This is a genomic window from Pseudomonas sp. 18173 (genome assembly GCF_050432945.1).
Taxonomy (GTDB): domain Bacteria; phylum Pseudomonadota; class Gammaproteobacteria; order Pseudomonadales; family Pseudomonadaceae; genus Aquipseudomonas.
Window position 1 is genome coordinate 95671 of sequence record NZ_JBKFTN010000010.1, and the last position, 16333, is coordinate 112003.

The 16333-nt window shown below is 61.1% G+C and carries 13 protein-coding genes and 1 pseudogene; 6 read left to right on the plus strand and 8 right to left on the minus strand.

All coding sequences use genetic code 11. The annotated features are described in order from the left end of the window. From ACLD1X_RS13545 to copC, 5 genes are all read right to left on the minus strand, one after another. Complete coding sequence (locus ACLD1X_RS13545) at window positions 1–894, minus strand: SMP-30/gluconolactonase/LRE family protein (RefSeq protein WP_429368337.1); 894 nt, start codon at window positions 892–894, stop codon at window positions 1–3. A 51-nt stretch (window positions 895–945) separates the two neighbouring features. Then, window positions 946–1770, minus strand: coding sequence for an NAD-dependent epimerase/dehydratase family protein (locus ACLD1X_RS13550; protein ID WP_429368339.1), 825 nt, complete (start codon window positions 1768–1770; stop codon window positions 946–948). 310 nt (window positions 1771–2080) lie between these two features. Continuing rightward, the gene (locus tag ACLD1X_RS13555) at window positions 2081–3376 is read right to left on the minus strand and encodes an OprD family porin (protein ID WP_429368341.1); all 1296 of its coding nucleotides are present in this window, start codon (window positions 3374–3376) and stop codon (window positions 2081–2083) included. 184 nt (window positions 3377–3560) lie between these two features. Further along, the gene (copD, locus tag ACLD1X_RS13560; protein ID WP_429368343.1) at window positions 3561–4418 is read right to left on the minus strand and encodes a copper homeostasis membrane protein CopD; all 858 of its coding nucleotides are present in this window, start codon (window positions 4416–4418) and stop codon (window positions 3561–3563) included. A 3-nt stretch (window positions 4419–4421) separates the two neighbouring features. Further along, window positions 4422–4787, minus strand: a complete 366-nt coding sequence (copC, locus tag ACLD1X_RS13565) for a copper homeostasis periplasmic binding protein CopC (RefSeq protein WP_429368345.1) — start codon at window positions 4785–4787, stop codon at window positions 4422–4424. A gap of 135 nt (window positions 4788–4922) precedes the next feature. Here copC and ACLD1X_RS13570 point away from each other — a divergent pair, with 135 nt between their 5' ends. After that, entirely contained in the window at window positions 4923–5543 is a 621-nt protein-coding gene (locus tag ACLD1X_RS13570; RefSeq protein WP_008017494.1) for a TetR/AcrR family transcriptional regulator, read from the plus strand. A gap of 117 nt (window positions 5544–5660) precedes the next feature. Here ACLD1X_RS13570 and preA read toward each other — a convergent pair whose 3' ends face one another. The 3 genes from preA to hydA form a co-directional block, all read right to left on the minus strand. Beyond that, window positions 5661–6935, minus strand: a complete 1275-nt coding sequence (gene preA / locus ACLD1X_RS13575) for an NAD-dependent dihydropyrimidine dehydrogenase subunit PreA (protein ID WP_429368348.1) — start codon at window positions 6933–6935, stop codon at window positions 5661–5663. Beyond that, the gene (locus tag ACLD1X_RS13580) at window positions 6936–8303 is read right to left on the minus strand and encodes an NAD(P)-dependent oxidoreductase (protein WP_429368350.1); all 1368 of its coding nucleotides are present in this window, start codon (window positions 8301–8303) and stop codon (window positions 6936–6938) included. 153 nt (window positions 8304–8456) lie between these two features. Next, window positions 8457–9896, minus strand: a complete 1440-nt coding sequence (gene hydA, locus ACLD1X_RS13585; protein ID WP_429368352.1) for a dihydropyrimidinase — start codon at window positions 9894–9896, stop codon at window positions 8457–8459. Window positions 9897–10459: 563 nt separating this feature from the next. Here hydA and ACLD1X_RS13590 point away from each other — a divergent pair. From ACLD1X_RS13590 to ACLD1X_RS13610, 5 genes and pseudogenes are all read left to right on the plus strand, one after another. Next, window positions 10460–11944 (plus strand): NCS1 family nucleobase:cation symporter-1, encoded by a 1485-nt coding sequence (locus ACLD1X_RS13590; protein WP_429368354.1) that lies wholly within the window; start codon window positions 10460–10462, stop codon window positions 11942–11944. A 141-nt stretch (window positions 11945–12085) separates the two neighbouring features. After that, the gene (locus tag ACLD1X_RS13595; RefSeq protein ID WP_429368356.1) at window positions 12086–13369 is read left to right on the plus strand and encodes a Zn-dependent hydrolase; all 1284 of its coding nucleotides are present in this window, start codon (window positions 12086–12088) and stop codon (window positions 13367–13369) included. A gap of 94 nt (window positions 13370–13463) precedes the next feature. Then, a complete protein-coding gene (locus ACLD1X_RS13600) occupies window positions 13464–13898 on the plus strand; it encodes a carboxymuconolactone decarboxylase family protein (RefSeq protein WP_429368358.1) in 435 nt (144 codons plus the stop codon). Window positions 13899–13901: 3 nt separating this feature from the next. Then, a complete protein-coding gene (gene sigJ, locus ACLD1X_RS13605; RefSeq protein ID WP_429368360.1) occupies window positions 13902–14795 on the plus strand; it encodes an RNA polymerase sigma factor SigJ in 894 nt (297 codons plus the stop codon). Between the two features lie 218 nt (window positions 14796–15013). After that, a pseudogene (locus tag ACLD1X_RS13610) lies at window positions 15014–16048 on the plus strand (helix-turn-helix transcriptional regulator); the annotation flags it as partial. Between the last annotated feature and the right edge of the window lie 285 nt (window positions 16049–16333).

Here is a 16333-nt window from a genome sequence, read left to right on the forward strand (position 1 = left end):
TCATCTCTGATCCTGAAACAGCGGTTCCGGCAATCCCTTCACGCCAGGATCGAGCGCGAACACCCCACCCGCGAGTGACGCAGGGTCATGATCGTCGCCGGGGCGGATCGAGGTCACGAACAAGGTGTCCAGGCGAGAGCCACCGAAGGCGCACATGGCGGGTTTTTTCACCGGTACGGCGAGGGAACGGTCCAGTCGGCCGTCAGGGGTGAAACGGTGGATCAACCCGGCGTCATTGGCGCAAATCCAGTAGCAGCCCTCGGCGTCGACCGCCGCACCGTCAGGGCGACCGCTGTACTGGTGCATGTCCACGAACACGCGGCGACGCGAAGGGGTGCCGGTGTCGATGTCGTAGTCGAAGGCCCAGATCTGCTGGACCAGCGGATGGGAATCGGACAGGTACATCGTGCGCCCGTCCGGGCTGAAACCCAGGCCGTTGGGCACGATGAACCCGCCCAGTCGGGCATCGATCGGCCCGCGTTGCCCGGCGCTGTAGCGATACAACGTGCCGTCGGCGGCGTTGGCACCCATGTTCAGCACCATGCTGCCGGCCCAGAAGCGGCCCTGTCGATCGCAGCGACCATCGTTGAGGCGCATGTCGCTGCGGGCATGGTCGACGTGGGCCAGCAGTTGACTGTCGAGGCTGCCGTCGTTGCGCGGGTGCAGGTGGAAAAAGCCGCTTTCCATTCCGGCGACCCAGCTGCCGTCCGCATGACGGACGATGCAAGCGAGCATCTCAGGTGTTGTCCAGGTATCCACCTGCCCGGTTTCGGCACTCCAGCGCTGTAGACTGCCGGCGGGAATATCGACCCAGTACAGGGCGTTTTCCTCAGGCACCCAGACCGGGCTTTCACCGACCGCGTTGCGGGCATCGACAATCAATTCGGCTTGCATGGCAACGCATTCCCTTGGTTTTTTCGTGGGGATCAAGTGAGGCGCGAAGGTTCAATCACCGAACGGGCCGGCTGCGCAGAAGGCGCCGCCTTGATAGAGCCGCGCCGGATCATCGGCGGCTGGCATCGGCTGGGCTTCGATTTTTTCGCGGAACACTTCGGAGGTGTCCTTTGGGACATAACCCAGAGCGGTGGCGTAGCGGTTGTCCCACCAGACGTCCTTGTTGTCGGACGCACCGTAGACCACGGTGTGGCCGACATTCGAGGTGTACAAGGCGCGTTCGAGCAATTGGGTCAGGTCGCCGAAGCTCAGCCAGGTGCTCATCATCCGGCGGTTGTGCGGCTCCGGGAACGAAGAGCCGATGCGCACGCTGACGGTCTCGATGCCATAGCGGTCGAAGTAGAACGAGGCCATGTCTTCGCCATAGCACTTGGACAAGCCGTAGTAACTGTCCGGGCGACGAGGGGAGTGGGCGTCGATGACTTCGTCCTGCCTGTAGAAGCCGATCACATGGTTGGAGCTGGCGAAGATCACCCGCTTCACACCGTGGCGGCGCGCCGCTTCGTAGATGTGGAACACGCCGCAGATGTTGGCGCCGAGGATCTCTTCGAACGAGTGCTCGGTCGACACACCGCCGAAATGCAGGATGGCGTCCACGCCTTCGACCAGTTGATGCACCGCTTGCTTGTCGGCGAGGTCGCACGGCATCACTTCTTCGCGATCATCGATGGCGGGTGCGATGTCGGCGATATCCGACAGGCGAATCACATTGGCGTAAGGGCGCAGGCTTTCACGCAGGACTTTCCCGAGGCCACCGGCGGCGCCGGTCAGCAGCAGGCGATTGAAAGGGATGCGGGAGGTTGGAGTGGTCGTCATGGGAATCCTGGACACGCGGTTGTTGTTATCGATTTGTTGTAGGTTGTCGTATGACTAAGCTGGAGTATCGTTAGGCTTTCCGGCTCTTGTCAACGCAACATTGGTTGAAAATGACAGAGGGTCATTTCAGGCCTGTTGGGGGTCAATCTTCTGATTCGGAATGCCTCCTCTTGTAGGAGCGAGCTTGCTCGCGATGAACCCGAGAACGCCGCGGGGCACCTGCCAGCCAGCGTTATCGTTGGCGACCATCGTCGGAACGCCGCCCGGAGCAGTCTCGCTCCTACAGGGGCTTGGTGTTGATGTCCGCGATTTACAACAACGAAATCGGATAGCTGATGAAAACCCGGTTCTCGTCGAACTCGTTGGTGCTGAAGTTCCTGCGAATGCTCGCGTTACGCCATTTCACGTTGAGGTTTTTCAGCGGGCCGCTCTGTACGGTGTAGGCCAGTTCGGACTCGCGGCCCCACTCCTTGCCGTCGGTGATGGCGCCGGTATGCACGTTGTCACCGCTGATGTAGCGGTTCATCAGGGTCAGGCCGGGAATGCCGAGGGCGACGAAGTTGTAGTCGTGGCGCAGCTGCCAGGATTTCTCCCTGGCGTTGTCATAGCTGGAGTTGTAGCTGTCGTTGGCCAGGGTGCCGCCGCTGGTGCCGTTGACCCGCATCCACACGTCGTCACCGGTGAGTTTTTGCAGGCCGACATAAAAGGTGTTGCCGCCATATTTGGCCGAGAGCATGGCAAACGCGGTCTTGTTGTCGAGGTCGCCGGCCTTCGCGTTGCCGTCTTCCTTGCCGATGAAATAGCCCAGGTTGGCGCCCAGGGTCCAGTCGCCGACGGGCTGGGTGTGGATCAGGTTGAAGTATTGCTGCTGGTAGATGTCAGTCAGTTCCGAGTACCAGACGCCGACCTGCGTGCGTTTGTCATTGAACGCATATTCACCGCCGCCGAAATTGAAACGGTCAGAGGTGAACGCCGCTTTGCCGTTCATGAACATGTCTTCCATGCTCGCGTCGTTACGCGGGCTGTTTTTCTGGAATTGACCGCCGTACAGCGTCAGGCCACTGATTTCGCTGGATGTCACCTGAGCGCCCTGGAAGGTTTGCGGCAGCGAGCGGCCATCGTCGGAGCGCAGGATCGGCAGCACCGGCATCCATTCGCCGACCTTCAATTCGGTCTTCGACACCTTGCCTTTGAGCGCCACGCCGAGCCGGCCGAAGTTGTCGGCAGGGCGGCCATCGTCGTGGATCGGCAACAGCTGCGTGCCACCGGTGCCTTTGCCGCCGTCGAGCTTCTGCGAGTACAGGCCCAAGACATCCACACCGAAGCCCACGGTGCCCTGGGTGAACCCGGACCGGGCATCGAGTATGAAGTTTTGCGTCCACTCTTCAGCCTTGCCCTGGGGGTAGGCCGGGTTGGTGAAGTTGCGGTTGAAGTAGGCGTTACGCAGGTTCAGCGTGGCCTTGGCGTCGTCGGTGAAACCTTCGCCATGGCCGGTCATGGGCAGGGCGAGGGCCAGGCTGCCGCAGCCGATCAGGCTCAGGGTATGACGACGGGAAAGGTTTGGACGTGAAGTACGGGCGGACGTATTGCGGACGAGCTTGCTCACTGTGACGCTCCCATGTTTCTTGTTGTTTTTATTGGTGTCATACGTCGTCGTACAACATCGAGGGGCGATATTTGCGGGATTTTTGAGGGTTGTCAACCGGAAGTTATACGATGACTAGCGGCGCCAGACCGGCTGTCGAAGAAATCCGCAGGAGCAAGCTCGCTCCTACAAGGGGGATGGACTGTCAGCTGGAAATCATCGGGGGCAGGGTGCCCAGCAGCGAGACCGCAGCCACTGCGCCAAGCCCCAGCATCCACTCCAGCATCACGCTGGTGCGCAGGCTTTGCAGACGCTGCTCGCATTCATTGATCCGCAAGCGATTGAGCAACGCCAGGCCCAGCATCGAGGCCACCAGCAGCGCCTTGATCAACAGGATCAAGGCGAACCCGCTGAACAGCGGCGTTGGCCAGAAGGCCCCGGTGAGCACCCGCACATTGATCAGTCCGGTGATCAGCAGCCCGGCAACCAACCCGTAACCGACGCCGCTGAAGCGCTGCAACATCTTGCGGATCGAATGCCCCTCAGGCTGTCGCAGAATCATCACCAGCAACATCAAGCCGCCGAGCCAGGCACCCACGCAGATCAAGTGAACGAGTTGGTTGAGGATCAGCAAATGCCCGGCGGTGCCATCGAGCATGGCGCCGTGACCGACCGGGGCCAGCGTAGCCAGCAGCAGACCGCTGAGGGTCAGGCGTGGTGCAAGGCTGGCGCGTAGCGGTGTCAGCAACAGCACCACCAACGCCGTGTTGATCAGCAAATGCCAGCGCCAGACCTGGCCGAAAAAGGTATTGCCCAGCACCAGCTGCAGGGTCGGCGGATCAAAGGCCGCGTCCCAGGCGCCAGCCATGCTTGCGGTAACCAGCAACAACCAGCACACACCGCTACCCAGCGCCACCACGGCCAGCCAACGGGAGGTGCGTGCCAGCCGCTGGTCCAGTGCGGTTTCGCCATTGGCCAGTAACGGCCGAAACACCCAGGCCCCGAACAGCATCAGCACCACGATGAAATGCAGGAAGCGGCACAGCACCAGCGCGCTCGCCATGAATTACTGGCCAACCTTGAAGGCGTAGGCACCTTCGCTTTTGTGGGTGTCGACCGACACGGCGTGCCACTCGACCTTGTAGGCACCGGCGGTCAAGGGTGCGGCCGGGGTGACGATCAGGGTCTTCTTGTCGATGCCTTCGGTGGTCAGCGCCTTGACCGCCACCGGTGCGCCATCCCTGGTCAGGGTGACTTTGGTGAAACTGGCCTCAACCCCCTCGGAGAACTCCAGGCGCAATTGCGTTGGCGCGGTCACGGTGCTGTCGGCGGCCGGTGTCTGGCTTTTCAGGTGCGCATGGGCAAACACCGAAGAAGCGGCGAGCAGCGAGCCGAGCAGGGTAGCGACGGTCAGGGTTTTCTTGAACAGCATCATGAGTTCCTCAGGCAGTTTCCAGATGCGCAGAGTTTAGCGTTACGACAGCGGCTGTACGAAGTTTCGTTTTCCCCTGTCGCCGCGGTCCAGAGCGGATGCTAGTCTTGTTCAACGCTGTTGTCGGGGACCCGCATGGGCAATCACAAGATCGAGATTCGTCGCAGTAACGTCGAGAAAATTCTGCTGGGGGCGGAAAAAGTCTTCGCTGAAAAGGGCTTCGGCAGCACAGCGATGGCCGACATCGCCGCCGAAGTGCAGCTGCCGCGTTCCAACCTGCATTACTACTTCAGCACCAAGACCGAACTGTACAGCGCAGTGCTGTTCGATTTGCTGGAAGTGTGGAAGCAGGACGCCCTGTGTTTCGAGATGTTCGATGACCCGCGAGTGGTGCTCAGCAGCTACATCCGCGCCAAGATGAACCATTCCCGCAGCCGGCCCTATGGTTCGAAAGTCTGGGCCAACGAAATCATCCACGGCGCACCGACCCTCGGCGCAGCGCTGGACGCGAGCCTGTACGACTGGGCCAAGATGAAGGAAGCGAAAATCCGCCAGTGGGTGGACGACAAACGCATCCTGCCGGTGGAACCGTCGAGCCTGCTGTACATGATCTGGGCCTCGACCCAGCACTACGCCGACTTCGATCACCAGGTGAACATTCTCAACGACCATCAACCGCTGTCGGACATGCAATTTGAGAAAGCGGTGCAGACGGTGACCAGTGTTATTTTGCGGGGGATCGGGTTGGAACCGTGAGGTTGGGTGGTGTGGCTGCTGGCCTCTTCGCGAGCAAGCCCGCTCCCACATTTGAAATGCATTCCAAATGTGGGAGCGGGCTTGCTCGCGAAGGCGTCGGCTCGGGCGCTATAGATTTCAAGGGCTGACATGATACGGATTCCTCGGATCATGGTTCCAGTCCAGGAACGGCTTGCCAGTCTCCACCGGCACCATCTCGATGCAGTCCTGCACCGGGCAGGTGATCTGGCACAGGTTGCAGCCCACGCACTCCTCATCGATCACTTGATACTTGTGAGTGCCATCCGCCTGCTTGAGGCTGGCCACGGCCTGGTGCGAGGTGTCCTCGCAGGCGATATGGCAACGACCACAGCCAATGCACGCCTCCTGATCGATCTTCGCGATCACCTGGTAGTTGATGTCCAGGTACTTCCAGTCCGTGGTGTTGGCCACCGCACGCCCCGAAAACTCCGAAATGCTGGCGTAGCCCTGACTGTCCATCCAGCGTGACAGGCCGTCCTTCATGTCTTCGACAATCCGGAAGCCATGCAGCATCGCCGCCGTGCATACCTGTACCGCGCCGCTACCCAAGGCGATGAATTCCGCGGCGTCGCGCCAGTTGCCGATGCCGCCGATGCCGCTGATGGGCAGGCCCTGAGTCTGCGGATCACGGGCGATTTCGGCGACCATGTTCAGGGCAATCGGCTTGACGGCCGAACCGCAATAGCCGCCATGGGTGCTCTGGCTGCCGACCATGGGGTTGGCGACCATGCGTTCGAGGTTGACGCTGGTGATCGAGTTGATGGTGTTGATCAACGACACCGCATCAGCGCCGCCACGGTGGGCCGCGCGGGCGGCGACACGGATGTCGGTGATGTTCGGCGTGAGCTTGACGATCACGGGCAAAGAGCAATAAGTCTTGCACCAGCGGGTGACCTGTTCCACGTATTCCGGCACCTGGCCGACCGCTGCGCCCATACCCCGTTCCGGCATGCCGTGGGGGCAACCGAAGTTCAGTTCGATGCCGTCGGCACCGGTGGCTTCCACCAGCGGCAGGATGTTTTTCCAGGATTCTTCGACGCAGGGCACCATCAACGACACGATCAGCGCACGGTCCGGCCAGTCCTTTTTGACCTGGGTGATTTCCCGCAGGTTGATCTCCAGTGAGCGGTCAGTGATCAGCTCGATGTTGTTGAAACCCAGTACCTCCCTGTTGGCCCCGAAGTGCGCCGAGTAGCGTGACGACACGTTCACTGCAGCCGGGTCTTCACCCAGGGTTTTCCAGACCACTCCGCCCCAGCCCGCCTCGAAGGCGCGGACCACGTTGTAGGCTTTGTCGGTGGGTGGCGCGGAGGCCAGCCAGAACGGATTGGGTGCTTTGATGCCGGCGAAGACAATCGACAGATCGGCCATTTACGCAGCCTCCACGTTGAGCATCAGTTGAGCATTGATCGCCTCGGCGGCGCGTTTGCCGTGTTGCACCGCTTGCACGGTGAGGTCCTGATCGAGGCTGGTGCAGTCGCCGCCGGCATACACGCCGGGGATGCTGGTGCGCAGGTTTTCGTCGACTTCGATGCGCTCACCCTGACGCTTGAGTTCACGGGCCAGCGGATCGGCGAGGGCGCTGCTGTCGAAGGCCTGGCCGATGGCTTTGAAGATCGCGTCGGCAGCCAGTTCGAAGGTCTCGCCGGTAGTTTGCAGGCGACCTTCGACCAGATGGGTGCGGGCGAAACGCATGCCGCGCACACGGCCGTGGTCATCGAGCAGCACTTCTTCCGGTTGCGCCCAGGTCATCAGCCGTACCTGACTGGCCTTGGCAATGTCCTGTTCGTGATGGGTGGCGCCCATGTCTTCGGCGCCGCGGCGGTACACCAGGTTCACGTCACGGGCACCGAGGCGGGCCATTTGCACCGCCATGTCGATGGCGGTGTTGCCGGCGCCGAGGACGATGCAATGGTCGGCCAGGGGCAGTCGGGTCAAGTCATCGGCCTGGCGCAGTTCGCGGATGTAGTCGGTGGCGGCGAGCAGGCCGGGTGCATCTTCGTGGGCCAGGCCCAGTTGTTTGCTGGCATTGAGTCCTAGGCCGAGGAACACCGCATCGAACTGTTGCTGCAGTTCGCTCAAGGTCAGGTTCTCCCCGAGCTTCTGCCCGTGGCGAATTTCGATCCCGCCGATTTCCAGCAGGAACTCAACCTCCCGTTGCGCGTAGTCATCCACCAGTTTGTATTTGGCGATCCCGTATTCGTTGAGACCGCCGGCCTTTTCCCGCGCCTCGAAAATCACCACGTCGTGCCCGTGCATGGCACTGCGGTGGGCGCAGGACAAGCCGGCGGGACCTGCGCCCACCACGGCGATGCGTTTGCCGGTGGCGGCAGCACGCTGGAACGGATGGCTGCTGAAGTGGGCATTGTCCACGGCGTAGCGCTGCAACAGGCCGATCATGACCGGCGCACACTCGTGGGCGTTGTTGCGCACGCAGGCTTGCTGGCAAAGAATTTCCGTCGGGCACACCCGGGCGCAACTGCCGCCGAGGATGTTGGCCGAGAGGATCTTCTGCGCGGCGCCTTGCACATTGTCCTGCGCAATGTTGCGGATGAACGAGGGAATGTCGATTTCGCTCGGGCAGGCATTCACGCAGGGTGCGTCGTAGCAATACAGGCAGCGCGAGGCTTCCAGGTTAGCCTGGCGCTCGTTGAACGGTGGCGCCAGATCGGTGAAGTGGCCGGCGAGGGCGGCTGCGTCTTCGTAGGGATGCGGGAGATGGTCCAGTGTCTTGATCACGGTATTGGCCTCACGGTGATTGAGGTGCTGCCTCTGATGGGCATTGTTTTTTTGTTGTCTGTGCCGGCCTCTTCGCGAGCAAGCCCGCTCCCACATCTAGAATGCGTTCCCCTGTGGGAGCGGGCTTGCTCGCGAAGGCCGAAGGCCTCGATTTCAGCGTTTCACAGCAGTGGGCTTGTGCTGCTCGGCCCGCTTGCTCAGCAAATCAAACACCGCCGGGTACGCCGGCCGTTCGATGTAGCGCCCGGCGCCACGCTCGGCCCGCAGGTCGCCGTCGGCCCAGACCACGCGGCCCTGGCTGATGGTGTGGCTGGGCACGCCGCGCACGGTCTTGCCTTCGAAGATGTTGAAGTCCACCTGCTGATGGTGGGTCTTGGCGGAAATGGTCCGCGTGCCTTGCGGGTCCCACAGCACCAGGTCGGCATCGGCACCGACGCGGATCGCGCCTTTGCGTGGGTAGAGGTTGAAGATCTTCGCCGTGTTGGTGGACGTCAGCGCGACGAATTGCTGCATCGAGAAGCGTCCGCTGTTCACCCCTTCATCCCACAACACCGCCATGCGGTCTTCGATGCCGGCGGTGCCGTTGGGGATCTTGCTGAAGTCGTCGCGGCCCGCGGCCTTTTGCTCGGCGCAGAAGCAGCAGTGGTCGGTGGCGGTGGTGTGCAGGTTGCCCGATTGCAGGCCATGCCAGAGCGCTTCCTGATGGCCGCGAGGGCGGAACGGCGGGCTCATCACATAACCGGCTGCGGTTTGCCAGTCCGGATCACGGTAGACGCTGTCGTCCAGCAGCAGGTGCCCGGCCAGCACTTCGCCGTAAACCGGCTGGCCCTTGCCCCGGGCGTAGGTGATTTCATCCAGGGCTTCCTTGGTCGAGACGTGCACCAGATACAACGGCGTACCCAGGGTTTCAGCGATGCGGATCGCCCGGCTCGCGGCCTCGCCTTCAACCTGTGACGGCCGCGACAGCGGATGCGCTTCCGGCCCGGTGATGCCCTGGGCCATCAGCTTGCGTTGCAGGTGATACACCAGTTCACCGTTTTCCGCATGAACGGTGGGCACCGCGCCCAGTTCCAGGCAGCGTTCGAAACTCGCCACCAGGGTGTCATCGGCGGCCATGATCGCGTTCTTGTAGGCCATGAAATGCTTGAAGCTGTTAACGCCGTGCTGGCTGACCAGCTCGGCCATTTCCTCGCGAACCTGTTCGCTCCACCAGGTAATGGCGACGTGAAAGCCATAGTCCGACGCCGACTTCTCGGCCCAGCCGCGCCACTGGTGGAAGGCTTCGAGCAAGGATTGCTGCGGGTTGGGAATCACGAAATCGATGATCGAGGTGGTGCCGCCGGCCAGTCCCGCCGCCGTGCCACTGTAGAAGTCTTCGCTGGCCACGGTGCCCATGAAGGGCAGTTGCATGTGGGTGTGCGGGTCGATGCCGCCGGGCATCAGGTATTGACCGCTGCCGTCGAGCACTTCGGCCCCCGCGGGTACATCGAGATTGTCGCCGATGGCCTTGATCACGCCGTCTGCGCAATACACATCGGCGCGATAACTTTCATCATGGGTAATAACGGTGGCGCCACGGATCAACAGAGACATTCCGAGTTCCTCGCAGGCATTGACCGGCTTATGCCGGTTCTAGATGTTCTATATAAAAACAGCATAAAAACAGCCCGTCCGGAATAAATCCTGTCAGTGCTGTCAGGAATAAACGCTAGCTGCAGTTTCCCGAATCGGCAAGAATATTTTTTATAAGCTTATGCTGTTATTAACTAATTGATAATTAACGATTAATTAGTTAAATCACCAAAATGGTGAGGCCGTTCACCATTTTGACGCACTTGACAGGATCCAAATATGGTCAAGATTTCTTACGTGAAATCAGCTGTTTGAACTGGGTCCATGATCGATGCGCAGCCATCGAAAAAAGATCAACGCACCAGATTGAGTCCTGACGGTTTTGACAACGGGGTTGGCATTCGGCCCGAGTGGCAAGACATGCAACTGAGGACTGCATCGATGACCCAATAAAACTGATGAACATCAGTTGCTTATAAAGTGTTTATGGAACTGCCCGATGCGCAAGCGGGGCACCCGGCACGTTTATTGATGCCGCGAGCCTGCGATGAGCAAAAAATAATTCAAAGAACAGTGGAGCGGCCATGCAACAGATCAGATCGCAAGTGACCGAGCGCGACGGCTTGTTTGAGCTGGAAGCCGGCAGCGATGTCCTCGACAGTCCCCGTTACAACCATGACATTGCACCGACCAAGGTGCGCGAACGCACCTGGAACAAATGGCACATCACCGCCTTATGGGTGGGCATGGCGATCTGCGTGCCGACCTACACCCTCGGCGGGGTGTTGACCGCGTACTTCGGCCTGACCGTCGGTGAAGCGCTGCTGGCGATTCTGTTGGCCAACATCATCGTGCTGATCCCCCTGACGCTCAACGCCTTTCCCGGCACCAAGTACGGCATTCCCTTTCCGGTGTTGCTGCGCTCGTCCTTCGGCGTGCTCGGCTCCAACATTCCGTGCCTGATCCGCGCCCTGGTGGCGTGTGGCTGGTTCGGCATCCAGACCATGTTTGGCGGGCTGGCGATTCACCTGTTCCTCGGTTCGGTGTTCGAGGGCTGGAAGTCCCTGGGCGGCACGGGCGAGGTCATCGGCTTCATGGTGTTCTGGGCGCTGAACCTGTGGGTGGTGATTCGCGGCGCCGAGTCGATCAAATGGCTGGAAACCCTGTCCGCACCGTTGTTGGTGCTGGTGGGCGTAGGGCTGCTGGTCTGGGCCATGCCGAACGTTTCGATGACCGAGTTGCTGGCGATTCCGGCCAAACGTCCCGAAGGCGCCGGGGTGGCCAGTTACTTCGCCGCCGGGCTGACCGCGATGGTCGGCTTCTGGGCCACGCTGTCACTGAACATTCCGGACTTCAGCCGCTACGCAAAAAGCCAGAAGGATCAGATTGTCGGGCAGATCATCGGCCTGCCGCTGACCATGTTCCTGTTTGCCTCCCTGGGTGTGGTGATGACCGCGGCCTCGGTGAAGCTGGTGGGCGTGACGGTTTCCGATCCGGTGACTCTGATCGGCCATATCCAGAGCCCGGTGTGGGTCGCACTGGCAATGGCGCTGATCATCATCGCCACGTTGTCGACCAATACCGCAGCGAATATCGTGTCGCCGACCAATGACTTCCAGAACATCGCCCCCAAGGTGATCAACCGCACCAACGCCGTGCTGCTTACCGGGTTCGTCGGATTGGCGTTGATGGCCCATGAACTGCTGAAAAAGCTTGGCCTGATCGTCTCGGATCTCAGTCTGGAAACCGTTTATTCCAACTGGTTGCTGGGCTATTCGAGCCTGCTGGGGCCGATTGCCGGGATCATGGTGGTGGACTATTTCCTGATCAAGAAACAGCAACTGGACCTTGCCGGTCTGTATCGCGATGACGTGTACCCGGCGTGGAACTGGTGCGGCTTCCTGGCCTTCGGCGTGCCGGTGGTGTTGACGCTGCTGTCCCTGGGCAGCGATGCCTTCAACTGGTTCTACAGCTACGGCTGGTTTACCGGCTCGGCGCTTGGGGGGGTGATTTATTACGGGTTGAGTGTGATGCGGCCGAGTCCGTCTGTCGCGAAATCTGCGGTGTAAACACTGGCCCCTTCGCGAGCAAGCCCGCTCCCACATTTGGAATGCATTCCCCTGTGGGAGCGGGCTTGCTCGCGAAGACGGCCGCGCATACACCACCGAACTGCCTGAAGAAACACACAAGAACAGCCTGAGGAGATCATCATGAACGCTGCCGTCGACGTTCTGCAGTCCAGCCATCAGCACATCAACCGCGACCGCCTGTGGCAGTCGCTCATGGAACTGGCCAGGCTTGGCGCCACGGTCAAGGGCGGCGTGTGTCGCCTGGCCCTGACCGATCTCGACCGCCAGGCCCGGGACATCTTCGTCAAATGGTGTGAGGACGCCGGCTGCACCATCAGCATCGACGCCGTCGGCAATATCTTCGCCCGTCGCCCCGGGCGCAATCCCGACCTGCCGCCGGTGATGACCGGCAGCCACATCGACACCCAGCCCACCGGCGGCAAGTTCGATGGCTGCTTCGGTGTACTGGCCGGCGTCGAAGTGCTGCGCACCCTCAATGACCTGAACATCGAAACCGAGGCGCCGCTGGAAGTGGTGGTCTGGACCAACGAAGAAGGTTCGCGCTTTGCCCCGTGCATGATGGGTTCCGGCGTGTTCGCGGAAAAATTCACCCTCGAGGAAACCCTGGCCAAGGTCGATGCCGATGGCGTCACCGTGGGGCAAGCGTTGAACGCGATCGGCTATGCGGGTCCGCGTCAGGTCAGTGGCCATGCGGTGGGCGCCTATTTCGAAGCCCACATCGAGCAAGGCCCGATCCTTGAAGACGAACGCAAGACCATAGGCGTGGTCATGGGCGCCCTCGGGCAGAAATGGTTCGACCTGAAACTGCGCGGCGTCGAAGCCCACGCCGGCCCGACCCCGATGCACCTGCGCAAGGATGCCCTGGTCGGTGCCGCGGTGATTGTCGGTGCGGTCAACCGCGCCGCCCTCGGCCATCAACCCCACGCCTGTGGCACTGTCGGTTGCCTGCAGGCCTATCCCGGCTCGCGCAACGTCATCCCCGGCGAAGTGCGCATGACCCTGGACTTCCGTCATCTGGAGCCGGCACGCCTGGATTCGATGATCGCCGAAGTACGCGAAGTCATCGAAACCACCTGCGATGAACACGGCCTGACGTTCGAACTGACCCCAACCGCCGACTTCCCGCCGCTGTACTTCGACAAGGGCTGCGTCGAAGCCGTGCGCGGTGCCGCCCAGGGCCTGGGCCTTTCGCACATGGACATCGTCAGTGGTGCAGGGCACGACGCGATCTTCCTCGCCGAACTCGGCCCGGCCGGGATGATCTTCGTGCCGTGCGAAGGCGGCATCAGCCACAACGAAATCGAAAACGCCGCGCCGGATGACCTCGCAGCCGGCTGTGCGGTGCTGTTACGGGCGATGCTGGCGGCTTCGGCGGCGGTGGCCGAGGGGGCGTCGGCGGCCTGAACCGAGTGACGTGCGCTGAATTGTTCGGCGCACGTCACAACGGGCAATCCTCAATCGTCATCCTGTTGAACCCCTCAATCAGTGGAGCAACGCGATGTCGTCCAACACTCAACCGGTCCACCTGCTGCAATCGATCCCACAGGTTTTCGAAAGCCTGGCCCAGGTCCATGTCGTGCTCGATCAGCATGATCTCGATCCCTCCCTCAAACACTTGGTCCACCTGCGCGCCTCGCAGATCAACCAGTGCGGTTTCTGCGTGAAGATGCACACCCGCGAAGCCCGGGAAACCAATGAAACCAATGAGCGCCTGGATCGCCTGATCGTCTGGCGTCACGTCAGCGATTTCAGTGCTTCGGAGCGCGCCGCGCTGGCGTGGACCGAGGCCTTGACGCTGCTGGCTGAAAAAACCGATTACGCCAGCCTGCGCGGTGAGTTGAGGGTGCATTTCAACGACGCACAGATCGGCGCCTTGACGGCCGAGATCGGCATGATCAACCTGTGGAACCGCTTGCAAGTGTCGAGGCACTGATTGATGAACACCGCTGAAAACGCCGCCACTGTGTTCGAGCAGCGCCGGCCCTTTTTGCTTGGCCTGGCTTATCGCATCGTCGGTTCGCGTGCCGAAGCCGAGGACGCGGTGCAAGAGTTGTTCATCAAGTGGCTGGAGGCCGACCGCGCCTCCATTGCCACCCCGGCCGCCTGGCTGACCACAGCCTGCACCCGGCACTGCATCGACGTGCTGCGCTCGGCGCATGCATCCCGGGTCGATTACTTCGGCACCTGGCTGCCGGAGCCGATTCACACCACCCATCAGGACTCACCCGAGCACCGGCTGGAACTGGCTTCGTCATTGTCCACTGCGTTCATGTTGCTACTGGAGCGCCTGACACCCAAGGAGCGCGCGGCGTACCTGCTTCACGAAATCTTTGACATGGACTACCCGCAGGTCGCCGATGCGGTCGGGGTGCAGGAAGCCGCTTGCCGCAAACTGGTGTCCCGGGCCAAGGCGAGCCTGGGCAACGGGCAAGCGCGCTACCAACCGGAACCCGTGCGTCAAACGCAATTGCTGAATGCGTTTCACGGCGCTATCGCCAGTGGCTCGACCGTTTCCTTGAGTGCGATGCTGAGCGAAGACGTTGAACTCTGCGCCGACAGCGGCGGCAAGGCCCCGGCCATCCGCGAAACCCTGTCGGGTATCGCTCGCGTGCTGGATTTCATCGGTCAGTCGTTGCACAGCTATTGGCAGGCGTGTGAATGGCTGCCCATTGAAATCAACGGTGCCCAAGGTGTCGTCATCAAGGCCGACGGCGTTATCACGGCGTCGATGACCTTTGGCTTTGATGAAGCAGGGCGGGTGAGCCGGATCTTCATCATGCGTAATCCGGACAAGCTGGCGGGGCTGGAAGCGGTGCTTAACGTGCACTAGTCAGACATCCCGAAAATGTGCAGATCTCTGTGGGAGCGAGCCTGCTCGCGATGACGGAGTGTCAGTCGTCAGGTTTTCACCTGACACACCGCTTTCGCGAGCAGGCTCGCTCCCACAAGGCTCGTTGCACTATTGCAATCCCGGGCGGTCCTACTCTTCACAAGGTCACCCTACTTGTGGAGGCGCAATGAGCCAGGACGTCCCGACCACGGAAACCAATCGCCGCCAACCCGGCACCGGCTGTGATCTGCCGCCTCAGCGACTTGCGCTATATCAAGGTCAACCCCGGGTTCCTCGAGATGACCGGTTACACCCGTGACCAGGTGATCGGTACATCGACCTATGAGCTGGACGTGCTGGACCAGGCCGAAAACAAGGTGCTGGCCAGGCAGCGCTTGCGCGAAGGCGCGACCATACCGCAAATGCAGACCGAACTGCGCTTGCCCGACGGTGGCAGCAAGCAAGTGATCGTGGCCGGCCAGCCGCTGGAGCTCAACGGCGAAGCCTGCCTGTTGTTTTCCTTCGTCGACATGGAGCCGCGACGCAAGGTCGAAGCTGCCCTGCGCCAGAGCGAAGAGCGCTTTGCCAAGGCATTTCGCCTGTCCCCGGTGCCGATCCTGGTCTGTGCTGCCCGCGATCAAGTGGTGCTGGATGTGAATGAAGCCTTCCTCGATACCCTCGGGTATTCCCGCGAAGAAGTCCTCGGCAAGAGCATCGCGCAGATCGACTTCATCGACGACAAGGGCGCGCGCATCCGGCTTTTCGCGGCATTGGCGAAATCCCCAGGCCTGGACCGCATCGATGTGCGCGTCCGCCGAAAAAACGCCGGACTGATCGATTGCGCGGTGTCGGCAGACACCGTGAACATTCAGGAAAACCGCGGCCATCTGCTGGTGCTGATAGACATCACCGAGCGCAAGCGCACTGAGCTGGAGTTGGTGGCGGCCGTCGAAGAGGTGATGAAGGACGCCTCATGGTTCAGCCGCACGCTGATCGAAAAACTCGCCAACGTGAAGCGCGTCAACTCAGCGAAATTGCCCGGCGTGTCCTTCACTGACCTGACCGCCCGTGAGCACGACGTGCTGAGCCTGATATGCGAAGGCCTGGCCGACAAGGAAATCGCCGCGCGCCTGAAACTGGCACCGAACACGGTGCGCAATAATGTGGCGGCGGTGTATTCGAAAATCGGTGTGCATAGCCGCAGCGAGGCGATTGTCCGGGCGCGGGAACGGGGACTGTTCACCAGTGAATGACGGTGTAATCAGTCGCCGCCCTGACCCGGTGATGTAAGAACTGCCAGCCTCTACTGGCATCGATTACTGGCTGGGCTCTTAGTGATTCGCAAATATTTATTTTTTTGACAGGTGTGTGGATTTTCCGCGCCGGTTTTGTTGTCACAAAAATGTGTCGATCACTTATCGCGGGTCAACCTATGAACATTCCTGGGAAACGCGTTATCTCACCTGTGTCGCTGGCATTCTGCGTGGCGATTCTCGCCGGCTGTGCCAGTCCGCCGCCTCCTCCGGCAGTCACTCCAC

Bases quoted from the DNA above. Each gene is read 5' to 3' on its own strand.
- ACLD1X_RS13550 (WP_429368339.1), bottom strand. From the start codon at position 1,770: ATGACGACCACTCCAACCTCCCGCATCCCTTTCAATCGCCTGCTGCTG.
- copD (WP_429368343.1), bottom strand. From the start codon at position 4,418: ATGGCGAGCGCGCTGGTGCTGTGCCGCTTCCTGCATTTCATCGTGGTG.
- sigJ (WP_429368360.1), top strand. From the start codon at position 13,902: ATGAACACCGCTGAAAACGCCGCCACTGTGTTCGAGCAGCGCCGGCCC.
- ACLD1X_RS13545 (WP_429368337.1), bottom strand. From the start codon at position 894: ATGCAAGCCGAATTGATTGTCGATGCCCGCAACGCGGTCGGTGAAAGC.
- ACLD1X_RS13570 (WP_008017494.1), top strand. From the start codon at position 4,923: ATGGGCAATCACAAGATCGAGATTCGTCGCAGTAACGTCGAGAAAATT.
- copC (WP_429368345.1), bottom strand. From the start codon at position 4,787: ATGCTGTTCAAGAAAACCCTGACCGTCGCTACCCTGCTCGGCTCGCTG.
- preA (WP_429368348.1), bottom strand. From the start codon at position 6,935: ATGGCCGATCTGTCGATTGTCTTCGCCGGCATCAAAGCACCCAATCCG.
- ACLD1X_RS13590 (WP_429368354.1), top strand. From the start codon at position 10,460: ATGCAACAGATCAGATCGCAAGTGACCGAGCGCGACGGCTTGTTTGAG.
- ACLD1X_RS13600 (WP_429368358.1), top strand. From the start codon at position 13,464: ATGTCGTCCAACACTCAACCGGTCCACCTGCTGCAATCGATCCCACAG.
- hydA (WP_429368352.1), bottom strand. From the start codon at position 9,896: ATGTCTCTGTTGATCCGTGGCGCCACCGTTATTACCCATGATGAAAGT.
- ACLD1X_RS13595 (WP_429368356.1), top strand. From the start codon at position 12,086: ATGAACGCTGCCGTCGACGTTCTGCAGTCCAGCCATCAGCACATCAAC.